Annotated in this window: 12 protein-coding genes and 1 pseudogene; 6 read left to right on the top strand and 7 right to left on the bottom strand. The window is 69.8% G+C overall.

The features are described from left to right. The first annotated feature begins 123 nt into the window (after positions 1-123). Positions 124-665: pseudogene (locus tag AC07EJ_RS23260) on the top strand (DUF1062 domain-containing protein). Positions 666-752: 87 nt separating this feature from the next. Here the strand turns inward: AC07EJ_RS23260 and AC07EJ_RS23265 are convergent. After that, a complete protein-coding gene (locus AC07EJ_RS23265; RefSeq protein ID WP_393582029.1) occupies positions 753-1,274 on the bottom strand; it encodes a LysR family substrate-binding domain-containing protein in 522 nt (173 codons plus the stop codon). Then, positions 1,234-1,653, bottom strand: coding sequence for a LysR family transcriptional regulator (locus AC07EJ_RS23270; RefSeq protein WP_478884864.1), 420 nt, complete (start codon positions 1,651-1,653; stop codon positions 1,234-1,236). The genes AC07EJ_RS23265 and AC07EJ_RS23270 overlap by 41 nt, the downstream gene beginning before the upstream one ends. A 226-nt stretch (positions 1,654-1,879) precedes the next feature. Here AC07EJ_RS23270 and AC07EJ_RS23275 point away from each other — a divergent pair, with 226 nt between their 5' ends. Continuing rightward, a complete protein-coding gene (locus AC07EJ_RS23275; RefSeq protein WP_389482651.1) occupies positions 1,880-3,124 on the top strand; it encodes an MFS transporter in 1,245 nt (414 codons plus the stop codon). Here AC07EJ_RS23275 and AC07EJ_RS23280 read toward each other — a convergent pair. Further along, a complete protein-coding gene (locus AC07EJ_RS23280; protein ID WP_389482650.1) occupies positions 3,117-4,031 on the bottom strand; it encodes a LysR substrate-binding domain-containing protein in 915 nt (304 codons plus the stop codon). The two genes, AC07EJ_RS23275 and AC07EJ_RS23280, sit on opposite strands and share 8 nt — an antisense overlap. A 144-nt stretch (positions 4,032-4,175) precedes the next feature. On the opposite strand from AC07EJ_RS23280, the gene AC07EJ_RS23285 reads away from it, so the two are divergent. Further along, positions 4,176-5,186, top strand: a complete 1,011-nt coding sequence (locus tag AC07EJ_RS23285; RefSeq protein WP_389482648.1) for an aldo/keto reductase — start codon at positions 4,176-4,178, stop codon at positions 5,184-5,186. Positions 5,187-5,220: 34 nt separating this feature from the next. Further along, positions 5,221-5,643, top strand: a complete 423-nt coding sequence (locus AC07EJ_RS23290) for an SRPBCC family protein (RefSeq protein WP_478884865.1) — start codon at positions 5,221-5,223, stop codon at positions 5,641-5,643. Between the two features lie 155 nt (positions 5,644-5,798). Here the strand turns inward: AC07EJ_RS23290 and AC07EJ_RS23295 are convergent, their stop codons facing one another. Beyond that, positions 5,799-6,602: a PP2C family protein-serine/threonine phosphatase gene (locus AC07EJ_RS23295; RefSeq protein WP_389482643.1), complete on the bottom strand. Its 804-nt coding sequence runs from the start codon at positions 6,600-6,602 to the stop codon at positions 5,799-5,801. 184 nt (positions 6,603-6,786) lie between these two features. Between AC07EJ_RS23295 and AC07EJ_RS23300 the strand changes: the two genes are divergently transcribed. Beyond that, positions 6,787-8,130, top strand: a complete 1,344-nt coding sequence (locus AC07EJ_RS23300; protein WP_389482640.1) for a phosphoribosyltransferase family protein — start codon at positions 6,787-6,789, stop codon at positions 8,128-8,130. 8 nt (positions 8,131-8,138) lie between these two features. Here the strand turns inward: AC07EJ_RS23300 and AC07EJ_RS23305 are convergent, their stop codons facing one another. From AC07EJ_RS23305 to AC07EJ_RS23315, 3 genes are all read right to left on the bottom strand, one after another. Beyond that, the gene (locus AC07EJ_RS23305) at positions 8,139-8,726 is read right to left on the bottom strand and encodes a TerD family protein (protein ID WP_478884866.1); all 588 of its coding nucleotides are present in this window, start codon (positions 8,724-8,726) and stop codon (positions 8,139-8,141) included. A gap of 142 nt (positions 8,727-8,868) precedes the next feature. Further along, positions 8,869-10,593, bottom strand: coding sequence for an MFS transporter (locus AC07EJ_RS23310; RefSeq protein WP_478884867.1), 1,725 nt, complete (start codon positions 10,591-10,593; stop codon positions 8,869-8,871). 105 nt (positions 10,594-10,698) lie between these two features. Continuing rightward, complete coding sequence (locus AC07EJ_RS23315; protein ID WP_389482633.1) at positions 10,699-11,148, bottom strand: MarR family transcriptional regulator; 450 nt, start codon at positions 11,146-11,148, stop codon at positions 10,699-10,701. 243 nt (positions 11,149-11,391) lie between these two features. On the opposite strand from AC07EJ_RS23315, the gene AC07EJ_RS23320 reads away from it, so the two are divergent. Next, positions 11,392-11,931: a YbhB/YbcL family Raf kinase inhibitor-like protein gene (locus tag AC07EJ_RS23320; RefSeq protein ID WP_389482630.1), complete on the top strand. Its 540-nt coding sequence runs from the start codon at positions 11,392-11,394 to the stop codon at positions 11,929-11,931. The last annotated feature ends 236 nt before the right edge of the window (positions 11,932-12,167 follow it).

Raw genomic sequence — 12,167 nt, forward strand, 5'->3', positions numbered from 1 at the left:
CCCAAGCTAGGACGTGCCGTTGTACACCCTGTGAGACCTCCCAAGCGCTGATTTGTCGCGCGTCGCGCATATGCGCCGCGCTCCTTTTTGCTGCGGACTTCTCACTGAAACCGGTGTACTTCTGTGCTCAATAGCTGGGTGGTCATGCCCACCTGCCTGCCGCTCGTTCTCCGCCGTTGCCACGCGTGCGCGTCCGAACGCTTCCGGGCAAACGGTAAATTCCGCGTCAACGCCAATCACAAGCTCATCGACGCCTGGCTCCTCGCGCTCTGTACCGCTTGCGGGGAAACCACAAAGCTCACGGTCCTGGAGCGGATGAACGTGCGCTCCGTACGGCCCGAAGTGCTGGACCGGATGCATGACAACGACCCTGGCCTGGCAGCCGAGTTGCTGCAGGATCCGGTCCTGCGGCGCCGTAATCGAATCGCCCTCGACTGGGACAACGCCTGGCGCCTCGACACCGGCGGATCGGATCACCTGGACCGCGAGGTGATCGACGTCCTGGTCCGCTTTGCGGCGCGGATCCCTGTCCGGCCGGTCCGGCTGAAGGCTGCGGTCTGTCGCGGACCGGGGTCGAGAGACTGGTCGAGGAGGGGAAGCTCGTTTCGGCAGTCCGGCTGAGCGGCAAGCTCTCCGGCGACTTCACCTTCACGCTCAAGCGCTGAGCCCTCCTCACGACAGGCCAGGTCGCTTCCTCCGTTGCTTGCAGTGGGGGAAGCGGCCAGGCCAGTAGTGGCGTCCGGGTTCCCGAATCAGTTCGGTCCGCGGAAGTCGAGCGCCGCGAGGAGGTGTCCCAGGTCGCGGCGGTGAGAGTCGGCGTCCCACACCGCCCAGGTGCGCCGCACCAGCGGGTGGCCCACCAAGGGGAGCCACGTGACCGTGTCCGGCAGTGACTGGGACCAGTCGGGGGGCGCCAGCGTGAAGGCGCGGCCGGCGCTGACGGCGGCGAGTTTGACCTCTGCGATCAAGGTCTGGCCGTCCGGCGGCGTCGGGCCCACGGCAATCCCGTGACTGCGCAGGGTGGCGGTGAGTTCGTCGTACCACGCGGGGCTTCCCGAGCGCGGGAAGCCGATCCATTCCAGACCGGCCAGAGCGTCAAGACGAATTCCCTGAGGGCCGACGAGGCCGGCAGCCCGTTCGGCCGCGAGCAGTACCCCCAGGCGTTCCTCGACGACGAGCATCGCGTCGAGATCCTGGCCGATCGGGCGCTCGCGCAGGAGCCCGAGATCAAGATCATGGCTTTTCAGCTCCGCGAGCTGGGCCGAGGTCGACAGATGCCGGGCCTGGACTCGGGGTGGCCGGGCAGGCCTCGGCGAGGTCGGCCAGTGCTTTGGACAGCAGGTCGGACGGCAGCTCCAGGGGGATGCCGAGCCGCAGGGTCGCGGCACCGGCTGCGGTGCGAACAGCCATGGCGGCCAGAGCCTGGTCGTGGCGGGCCAGAACGCCGCGGGCCTCGCCGAGCAAGGTCATCCCGGCGTCCGTGGCCTCGACGCCGGTGGTGCTGCGGACCAACAGCTGGACGCCGAGTTCGCGTTCCAGCGCGTTCATCGTCTGGGACAGCGCGGGCTGGCTGATGTGCAGTCTGCGTGCAGCGGCGGAGAGCCCGCCCTCTTCGACGACCGTCACGAACGCGCGCATGGTCCTGATCTCCATGCGGCCATCGGACCACGTTCTCCCGCGCAGCGGCTCGTCATCGCGCGACAACGCAAGAGGTCAGGCCTGAGGCTCGGATGAGGGACGTCCACGCCGGTCAGGGTTTCGGCACAACGATCGGTTGTGTTCTCATGGCAGGTCGGTTGTTTGATCTCGTCGTCTGCTCCTCGCTTTGATGTCGGTGGTCAGCGTGTGGTTGTTCGGGGCGGCGAGAGGTGCGGTGGGCGTGAAGGGCAGGAGGGCGCTGGGTCGGCGGTTCGGGTGGTTGTGGGCGGCGTTCGCGGTCAGCTCGTACGGCACAGGATTCGGGTTCGGCGCGTTTCCCTTGATCGCGATCCTCGTGCTGCACTCCGGGCCGACGCAGGTGGCGGCGCTGGCCGCCGCGGGGCGGGCCGTGGGGGCCGTGGTCGCCGTGCCGCTCGGGCCGTGGATGGAGTTCCGCCGCAAGAGGCCCGTCATGATCGCGATGGACCTGATCCGGTTCGCGGCCCTGATGAGCATCCCCGCCGCGTTCGCCCTCGGCCGGCTCAGCTTCGCCCAGCTCCTCGTCGTCGCCGTCGCCGTCGCCGCGGCCGACATCGCCTTCAAGGCGGCCAGCGGCGCGTATCTGAAGGCGCTCGTGGCGCCGGAGGACCTGCTCGTCGCGAACGGCCGGTTCGAGTCCACCACATGGACCTCGATCGTGGTCGGGCCACCGCTCGGCGGAGCCGCGATCGGGATGCTCGGACCGGTGACGACCGTGGTCGCCGACGCCCTCAGCTACCTGCTCTCGGCGCTGGGCATCCGCGCCATCGGCGGGACGGAACCGCGCCCCGCGCGGGCCGCGGCAACGCGGCTGCGGGCGGGTGATCTGCTCGAAGGCTGGCGCTACATCCTCGGCCACCGCACACTGCGCCCGCTGTTCTTCAACTCGATCGTCGTCAACGGCCTCATCATGGCGTCCGAGCCGCTGATCGCCGTACTCATGCTGAGCCGGCTCGGCTTCGCACCCTGGCAGTACGGGCTCGCGTTCGCGGCCCCGTGCATCGGCGGACTCATCGGCTCACGCATGGCGCACCCGCTCGTGGCGCGGTTCGGGCAGCGCAAGGTGATGCTCACCGTTGGGGCGCTGCGTGCGTGCTGGCCTCTGGGATTGGCGTTCGTCCAGCCCGGTGTTCCCGGAATCGTGCTCGTCATCGCCGTCCAGCTCGGCCTGGTGACCTGCTGCGGCCTGTTCAACCCGGTGCTTTCCACCTACCGTCTCGAACACGCCGACCCCGACCGGGTCGCCCGCACGCTGTCCGCGTGGTCGGTCAGCAGCAGCCTCTCGATCGCGGCCCTGACCGCCATGTGGGGTGTGATCGCCGCCGTCACCAGTCCTCGCACCGCCATCGCGATCGCCGGAGTCGTCCTCCTCGCCACCCCGCTACTGCTCCCGCGCCGCGAGAAGGCGCCCCGGAGCGCGGGGGAGCAGGCCGCGAGCCTCACCTGACGGGGTCAGCCCCGGAGTCCTTGGCGTTCAGCACGGTCGCGCGGAAGGACGCGACGACCGGGCGCAGATCGATCTGGTGCCAGGCGGCCCAGAGGCGTACGGACCTTTGGAACCAGGGGAGTTCACGGACGGTGACCCCTGGGGTGTCGCCTCGCAGCATGCTCGCCTGGACGAGCGCCATGCCGAGGCCGGATGCGGCCAGGCCGAGTGCGGTGAGGGGTTCGGGAGCTTCGAGCCGGATGTCGGGGGTGAACCCGGCCGCCGCGCAGGAGGCGACGAAGTCGTCGCGCCAGGCGGGCTGTTGGCTGTCCTCGATGGCGATCCAGGGCTGATCGTCGAGGTCCTCGGGCGCAATCTCCGCCTGCTCCGCAAGTGCGTGGCTGCTCGGCACCGCCAGGAGCAGGGGGTCTTCGAGGAGGAGGGCGCTGCGCAGGTCGGGGTCCGACTCGGCGGGCGCCTCCGGCACGAGGGCGATGTCCAGGCTGCGTTGGCGCAGGCCCTCGAACTGCTGGGCCGCGGTCAGGTCGTAGAGGGCGATGTGGATGCCGGGGCGCTCGTCGTGCAGGGCGCGCAGCGCCTGGGGCAGGATCCCGGTGTGCATGGCATCGCCGACGTATCCCACGCACAGGCCGCCTTCCTCGCCGCGGCCCAGGCGCCGCCCGAGGTTTTCGAGCCGGTCCGCATGGCGCAGCAGGGCCGTGGCCTCGGTGAGGAAGACGCGGCCGTCGGAGGTGAGGCGCAGGCGCTGCTGGCTGCGCTCGAACAGGGTCAGGCCCAGGTTCTTCTCCAGCTGGGCGATCTGCCGGCTCAGCGGTGACTGGGAGATGTGCAGGCGATCGGCGGCACGGCCGACGTGTTCCTCCTCGGCCACGGCCACGAAATAGCGAAGTTGTCGCAGGTCAAGCATGTAAGACCTCAAGGGACTCAAGTGTGTCCAAGCAAGTCTTGGACAGTCTGACTCCTCGATCCTAACCTCGACAGAGCAAGAGCCGCGGAGCAGGCGAAACTGGCCTGAACTTCGCATTACGCACCAGACAGAAAGGTTCCTCTCATGGGTATCAAGTCCCTCCTGCCGGGCCCCCTCGGCTTCGGTACCGCCCCGCTCGGCAACATGTTCCGCAGCATCCCTGACGAGGAGGCCGCCGCCACCGTCGAAGCCGCCTGGGACCAGGGCATTCGCTACTTCGACACCGCGCCCTTCTACGGTGCGGGCCTGTCCGAGCTGCGCCTGGGAGAAGTGCTGGCCGGCCGGCCGCGTGACGAGTACGTGCTCAGCACGAAGGTCGGCCGCGTCATCCTGGACGAGCTGGAGGACCCCGCCGACCGCGACCTGGGCGAGAAGGGCGGCCTGTTCGAGCACGGCCGCGCGAACAAGATGGTCGACCTCTACACCGCGGACGCCACCCTGCGCTCCATCGAGGACAGCCTCAAGCGTCTGAGGACGGACCGCCTCGACATCGTCTGGGTGCACGACGTCGCCCAGGACTTCCACGGCGACGACTGGCTGGCCGTCTACGAGACGGCGCGCACCGGCGCCTTCCGCGTCCTTCAGAACCTCCGTGACGAGGGCGTCATCAAGGCCTGGGGCCTGGGCGTCAACCGCGTGGAGCCGATCGAGCTGACCCTCGACCTGGACGAGCCCAAGCCCGACGCGTTCCTCCTGGCCGGCCGCTACACCCTGCTCGACCACAACCGGTCCCTGCAGCGCCTGCTGCCCGCCGCCACCGAGCAGAACGTCGACATGGTCGTCGGCGGCCCCTACAGCTCCGGCATCCTCGCCGGCGGCCAGCACTTCGAGTACCAGAAGGCCCCGGCCGACATCATTGCCAAGGTGGAGCGGATCAAGGAACTCGCCGCCGCGCACGGCGTCAGCATCAAGGCCGCCGCCCTGCAGTTCGCCCTGGCGCACCCGGCATCGGCCGCCGTCGTCCCCGGCGCCACCCGGCCCAGCCGTATCGCCGAAGACATCGCCGCCCTCGACGAAAACGTCCCGGCCGCCTTCTGGACCGCCCTGCGCGACCAGCAGCTCATCGCCGCCGACGCCCCCACCCCCACTATCTGACAACCACCCTCACGGCGCGAGCAAGGAGCAGCACATGGCCACCACCGCCACCGCCACCATCGACCTCCCCCGATCCGCAGACGACGTCTGGCAGCTCATCGGCGGCTTCGACTCCCTGCCCGACTGGCTCCCGTACATCCCCAAGAGCGAGCTGAGCGAGGGCGGCCGCGTACGCCACCTGACCAATCAGGACGGCGGCGTCATCGTCGAACGCCTCAAGGCGTTCGACCACGACAACCGGACCTATTCCTACGCCATCGAGCAGGCACCGTTCCCTGTCACCGATTACCTCTCCACCCTGACGGTGCACGAGGTACCCGGCGCACCCGGAACGTCGCGAGTGGAATGGACGGGCTCGTTCACGCCGGTCGGCGTCAGCGAGGCCGACGTCGAGGAGCTCTTCCACGGCATCTACGCGGACGGCCTCGCCGCACTCCGCAAGACCCTCAACGTCTGAGGACCGACAGGGGTGTTGGACCGGTCGGGCACGCATCGGCCCGCCGCGCCGAGCTGACCATCGTCCGGCCGTGCCAGGGCGGTCCGCTGCTGCCGTCGATCGAGCCGCCTCCGCCCCCGCCACCCTCTCTGCCGCCCGGATCGGACGTAGGCGGGTCAGCCGGCGACGGAGACCAGCGCGATCGTGACGTTGTCGGGACCGCCTGCGGCCATCGCGGCTTTCCACAGCTCGAAGACGGCCCGGCCGCCGTCGTGGGCCCGAAGGATGTCGTCGATTTCATTCTCGAGGACGGGGTCGGTCAAGCCGTCGCTGCACACCAGCATGCGTGTATCAGGGGTGAGCGGTGACGAGCTGATGTGCGGCGTGATCGCGCTGAACGCGGGTGCGCCACCGAGCGCCTGCGTGACGATCGACGTGGTGCGCCGGCCCTCGGGGACCGGCGGGCTGTCGTCCACACTCACCTGGTGGAGCGTGTCGTCCGTGGCGGTCCGGGCACCGGTGGGGCCACCGTCGCCACTCGAGTCGCTGCCGCCACCGGACGGGCCCACTTCGATCACCCTGCTGTCGCCGACGTTGAACACGATCAGTTCCCGTTCGAGGATGACGACACCCGCGACGGTCGTCCCCATCGTGGACAACTCGGGGGCGCGGTCGGCGGCCGCGTACACGGCGTGGTTGCACATCCCCAGCGCGTCACGCACCGCTTCCTCGCCGTCCAGAGCCGGCCCGAACATGGCGAGCCGGCGGACGACGAGGCTGCTCGCCACCTCGCCGGCCGGCTGCCCGCCGATGCCGTCGGCGACAGCGATCACGAGTGGACGGCCGAGCGGGAACGCCATCGTCTGCGGATTCTCCGTCACCGTTCCGCACAGCGTCCACGGGCCGACGACCAGGCTGTCCTCGTTGTGCTCGCGCCTGAGTCCGGGGTGGCTCAGCGCAGTAACCGATATGTACGGCATACCAGGGTGCCGCCTCTCCGCGAAGGAGCGCATCATCCGCACCACCATTGTCGCGCCGGACGGCCGCTCGGGTCGCGCGGTGCACGCGTTCCGAGTTGCGCGGCGCCGCGAACGGGGTTAGCCCGGAGGTAAGAGCAGGAAATACCTGACGTCACCTGCGAGGGCTCCGAGAGGGGCGAGCGCCGTGCGGTTCACGGATCGTACCGATGCCGGGCGGCGGCTGGCCGCAGCGGTGCAACACCTGCGTGACGAGGAGCCGGTCGTCCTCGGGCTGCCCCGTGGCGGCGTTCCGGTGGCCTTCGAAGTGGCGCGTGCGCTGGGCGCCCCGCTCGACGTGATCGTGGTCCGCAAGCTCGGCGTCCCCTACCAGCCGGAACTCGCGTTCGGCGCGATCGGCGAGGGCGGCGTGCGGGTCCTCAACGACGACGTCGTCCGCCACTGCGGAATCGAACCGGAACACATCGCGGCCGTCGAGCGCACGGAGCGACAAGAACTGGAGCGGCGGGCACGGCGGTACCGCGGCGGGCGGCCTCCAGCGGCCGACGAGGCGCGAACGGTGACCGGCGAGGCCCGTACGGTGATCGTGGTGGACGACGGGATCGCCACCGGCGCCACGGCGGCGGCCGCGTGCCAGGTCGTACGGGCGCAGGGCGCGGCGCGCGTGGTTCTTGCCGTGCCGGTCGCGCCGCCCGACGCGGTGCGCCGGCTGAGGGCGGTGGCGGACGACGTGGTGTGCCTCTCCGTTCCGCCCCTGTTCGGTTCTGTCGGTGAGTGGTACGGCGACTTCTCGCAGACCACGGACGAGGAAGTGGCCGCGTGTCTGGCCCGTGCAGGGGCGGATCCCGCACGCGTCCGGCCGGCGCCGGTCCCGACCGAGGTCGAGGTGGAGGCTGCCGGAGTCCGGCTGGCAGGAGACCTCGCACGCCCGGAAGGGGCAGCGGGGCTGGTGATGTTCGCCCACGGCTCCGGCAGCAGCCGGCACAGCCCGCGCAATCGTGCGGTGGCGGAGGTGTTGCAGGAAGCGGGCCTCGGCACGCTGCTGTTCGACCTGCTCACGCCCTCCGAGGAAGCCGACCGGGACAACGTCTTCGACATCGGTGCGCTCGCCGGCAGGCTGGCCGGAGCCACCCGCTGGCTGCGCGAACGTGAGCCGGCACCGATCGGATACTTCGGTGCCAGCACCGGGGCCGCGGCGGCGCTACGGGCCGCTGCCGACGACCCGGACATCGGCGCCGTGGTGTCCCGCGGCGGACGGCCCGACCTCGCCGGGCCCCGCCTCGACGACGTACGGGCACCGACCCTCCTCATCGTCGGCGGGGCAGACACGAGGGTCCTCGACCTCAACCGTGCCGCCCAGGCTCAACTCCGTTGCGAGAACCGGCTGGAGACAGTCCCGGGAGCCACGCATCTCTTCGAGGAACCCGGAGCGCTCGACCGGGTCGCCGACCTCGCGAGGTCGTGGTTCACCACGCACCTGACGGCAGGCGGCGACCCTCCGACGTCGGCGCGCCGGGAGCCCCGTTTCTGATCCCCGCTCTACCGGTTGCCCACCGCGAAACGCATCAGCGCCCCCTCGTCCCCCTGCTTGATCTTCCCCGTCTCGTTCAGCACCTCGAGCTTCCAACTGCCGTCGACCCGGACGGCCTTGGCCACACGGCAGCCGTTGTCGTTGGTGAGCAGGCTCGGCCAGATGTCGGCGACCTGCGCGGAGGTGCCGCCGGTCGCGTCGTACACCTTGAAGCTGATGTTCCGCGCCTTCTGGAAAGAGCTGGACCTCTTGTACGCCGCGGCCACGAACACGATCGAGGTGATGTTCGTCGGGATGCGGCCGAACTCGACGGTCACGGTCTCGTCGTCCCCGTCGCCGCGCCCCGTCTGGTTGTCGCCGCTGTGCACCAAGGAGCCGTTGCCCAGCGGGTCCAGGGAGTCGAGGCCTGCGAGCCGTACCGGGTCTGCGCCTTGCAGCGCGATGGCGATGAGGTCGAGGTCCGTGCCGGCGTTGCGGCGGAGCTTGCCCATCAGTCCGCCGCTGGCTCCGGCGGTGGGGTCCCAGGACACGCCTATCGACAGGTGGGTCACACCGTCGAGATCTGCCGGTCCGTCTTCCTTGGTGAGCGTGATCATGTGAATCCCTCGTGATGGTGGAGTGCAATGCATGAAGTCTGCCGATATCACTCGCCGCTCGATACACCAGGTCCGAAATTGGTGTCGGCCGGAGGCGGGCTGCGGCGCATACGCTGTGCGCCGCAGCCCGCGGGGCAACCGCTCAGGCCACGCTGTTGCGCATCTGCGCGAGGCTCTCCTTGGTCAGGTGCCGCGGTGTGCTGTCGGGGTCGACGAGGACGACCGTGCACGTGGCGGAGTGGGTGAGAGCGGTGGTGAGACTGCCGTCGGCGAACTGGGCGAGAGGGCCGCGCGGTGAGTGCCCGATGGCCACGGCGCGGGCGTGTACGTCCGCCGCGTGGAGGGCGAGGGCACGGCCCGCGGCGGCGTGGTCGCCCACGCTCGTCAGGATCTGGCCCGTGGCGGCGATGCCGTCTGCGCTGAGGCGGTCGAGGTGGGCGGTCACAAAGGCGCGGGCCTGCTCGTCCGTCTCGGTGTCGACGGCCTGCTCCTCGACCACGGCGGTCTGCTGGACGTGGACGACCTCCAGCGGACTGCCGGTGTCGCGAGCGAGCCTCGCCGCGGCGTCGACGATGGAGGCGGCCCTGCCGTGGGCTCCTACGGCGACGATGACGGGCTGCGCGTCCGTCACGGCGGCCGTGTTGCCGACAGGGGTGAGCGACGGGGGGACGGGCTCACTCTCGCCCAGGTGCGCCTCGGCCTTGCGCAGCAGACCGTGGCCGCTGGCCAGCACGGGTATGGCCAGGAGGAAGGTGGCGGCGCCCAGGTAGAAGGGCACGCTCAGATCCGTGGCATCGGCGAGCTTGCCCGCGACGAAGGGGGCCAGACCGCCGCCGATGAAGCGCAGGAACCCGTAGGCGGACGAGGCCACGGGGCGCTCGACGGGGGAGACGAGCATGACGGCCTGTGTGGTCAGGGTGTTGTTGATGCCGATGAAGGCGCCGCTGACGATGACGGCCACGATGACGACTGTGGGGGTGGCGACGCCGGCGGCGATGATTGCCATCACGATGCCGAGGCCGAGCAGGTTCGCGTACAGGACGGGAGCCGTGCGGAAGCGGGCTTGCAGACGCGGGGCGAAGAAGACGCTGAAGGCGGCCACCAGCAGGCCCCAGCCGGTGAAGACAAGACCGAGCTCGTGTGCGTCCAGCTTCATCGGGTACGGGGCGTAGCCGAGCATCGTGAAGAAGCCCCAGTTGTACAGCAGGGCCATGATGCCCATCGTCAGCAGACCGCGGTGGCGCAGCGCCTTGAGCGGCGCGATCGGTGAGGTGGGGCGCTTCGGCTTGGGCAGCGAGGGTACGAAGGCGAGGGTCGCGACCAGTGCGATGGCCATCAGCACGGCGACCCCGAAGAACGGGCCGCGCCAGCTGATGCCGCCCAACTCCCCGCCCAGCAGCGGGCCGACAGCGATCCCGAGGCCGAGCGCGGTCTCGTACAGGATGATCGCGCCGCCGAAACCGCCGCTGGCGGAGGCGACGATGACGGCGAGGGAGGTGGCGATGAACATCGCGTTGCCCAGGCCCCAGCCGGCGCGCATTCCGACGATGCCGTCGACGGAGCCGGCTGTGCCGGCGAGGGCGGCGAAGACGACGATGACGACCAGGCCCACGACCAGGGTGCGCTTGGCGCCGATCCGGCTGGATATCCAGCCGACGAAGAGCATGGCGACCGCGGTCACGATCAGGTAGCTGCTGAAGAGCAGGGAGACCTGGCTGGGTGAGGCGTGCAGGTTCTCGGCCAGGGCGGGCAGGATCGGGTCGACCAGGCCGATGCCCATGAACGAGATCACGCAGGCGAACGCCACGGCCCAGACGGCCTTCGGCTGCTTGAAGGGACTGGCGGCCTTTCCATGCGGTGCACTCATGCGCGGTTCTCTCCAAAGTGTCGAGAAGAGGGGGCTGGGAGGGGGTGGTGAGGCGGTGCGGGAAAGCGGACAGGTTGCGGTGTGGGTGGGTGGTTCGTGGGTGGGTCAGTCGCGGGCCTGGCGGTCCTGGATGGCGCGGGCCAGGGCGGGCAGCGCGGTGCGCACCGCGTGCTGCTCCGGCTCGGTCAGCTCATCGATGAGCAGATCGAGTGCATGGGCCCGTTCGGCGCGCCGCTGCCGGAAGACTTCGAGACCACTGTCGGTGGCTTCCACGAGGACGGCCCGACCGTCCTCGCGGTCAGCCACACGGCGTACCAGGCCCGCACGTTCCAGACGAGTGACGAGCTGGGTCATGTTCGGCTGGGAGACACCTTCGGCCCTGGCCAGCTCGCTCAGTCGATACGGGCCCTCGCGGCCCAGACGGCCGATCGCGGACGATGCCGCTGCGCTCAGACCGCCGGTGACGGCACTCTGCCGCACGTAGCGGACCATCTGCTCCACGGCGATCATCAGGCTTTCGGCCTGGCCGCCAACTTCCCCGGACCGCTTATCCATAAGCGCATTATGCATCTACGTGTAGCGTGAATCAATACCGTGCGGGCGGAGCGGCGCGTCCCGTGGTAGGGCTGTTCCAGGGCGTGAATCGACACGGACGGACGTCATCTGGGACAGAAGTCGCCCATTTGCGGCGTGCGGTGCCTGCGGGTGTCGTGCGAGTGTCGGTGGTGTGATCGATCAGGGCGGGTCGGTCACCGACCACTCCGCGAGCTCCTGACCGCCTGACCAGAGGAGAAGCACATGCCCCACTCCTTCGATCCGTACAGCGTCCTGCCCTCTGTGCCGGAGTTCGGCCTGCACAGCACGGACATCGCGGACGGGAAGCCCCTCGATGTCGCGCAGTGCAGCAGTCTCTTCGGAGGCCCGGGGGAGGATCGTTCCCCACAGCTGTCCTGGGAGGGCTTCCCGGCCGACACGCAGAGTTTCGCGGTGACCTGCTTCGACCCGGACGCGCCGACGGTGAGCGGCTTCTGGCACTGGGCGGTGTACGACATCCCGGCGTCGGTGCACGAACTGGAGGCCGGTGCCGGGGCGCCGGGCGGGAAGTACCTGCCCTTCGGCGCGAAGATGCTGGCCAACGACGCGGGCGGGCACAGCTTCCTCGGCGCCGTCCCCCCTGCCGGGCACGGCCCTCACCGCTACATCTACGCCGTCCATGCGGTGGACACGCCCGAGCTGGATGTCCCGGCAGCGGCCTCCCCGGCCTGGCTGGGCTTCCAGCTCTTCACCCACACGGTCGCGCGGGCCGTGATCACCCCGATCTTCGAGAATCCGGCCTGAGTTTCGAGACTCCGGCCTGAGCACACACGACTGACGGGGTGTGAGCCCAGGAGCAGCCCGGAAGTCCAGGAGCCGCCCGGAAGCCCAGGAGGACGTCCTCCTGGGCTTCCGGGCCGGTCCGTCCAGGAAGAGGGGCGGCGCTCAGTCCTTGATTTCGCAGATGGTGGCGCCGGAGGTGATGGAGGCGCCGATTTCGGCGTTGAGGCCCTTGATGGTGCCGGTGCGGTGTGCGTTGA

The sequence above is a fragment of the Streptomyces sp. NPDC045026 genome (assembly GCF_056432625.1).

Bases quoted from the DNA above. Each gene is read 5' to 3' on its own strand.
- AC07EJ_RS23270 (WP_478884864.1), bottom strand. From the start codon at position 1,653: ATGGAGATCAGGACCATGCGCGCGTTCGTGACGGTCGTCGAAGAGGGC.
- AC07EJ_RS23280 (WP_389482650.1), bottom strand. From the start codon at position 4,031: ATGCTTGACCTGCGACAACTTCGCTATTTCGTGGCCGTGGCCGAGGAG.
- AC07EJ_RS23285 (WP_389482648.1), top strand. From the start codon at position 4,176: ATGGGTATCAAGTCCCTCCTGCCGGGCCCCCTCGGCTTCGGTACCGCC.
- AC07EJ_RS23290 (WP_478884865.1), top strand. From the start codon at position 5,221: ATGGCCACCACCGCCACCGCCACCATCGACCTCCCCCGATCCGCAGAC.
- AC07EJ_RS23295 (WP_389482643.1), bottom strand. From the start codon at position 6,602: ATGCCGTACATATCGGTTACTGCGCTGAGCCACCCCGGACTCAGGCGC.
- AC07EJ_RS23305 (WP_478884866.1), bottom strand. From the start codon at position 8,726: ATGATCACGCTCACCAAGGAAGACGGACCGGCAGATCTCGACGGTGTG.
- AC07EJ_RS23310 (WP_478884867.1), bottom strand. From the start codon at position 10,593: ATGAGTGCACCGCATGGAAAGGCCGCCAGTCCCTTCAAGCAGCCGAAG.
- AC07EJ_RS23315 (WP_389482633.1), bottom strand. From the start codon at position 11,148: ATGGATAAGCGGTCCGGGGAAGTTGGCGGCCAGGCCGAAAGCCTGATG.
- AC07EJ_RS23320 (WP_389482630.1), top strand. From the start codon at position 11,392: ATGCCCCACTCCTTCGATCCGTACAGCGTCCTGCCCTCTGTGCCGGAG.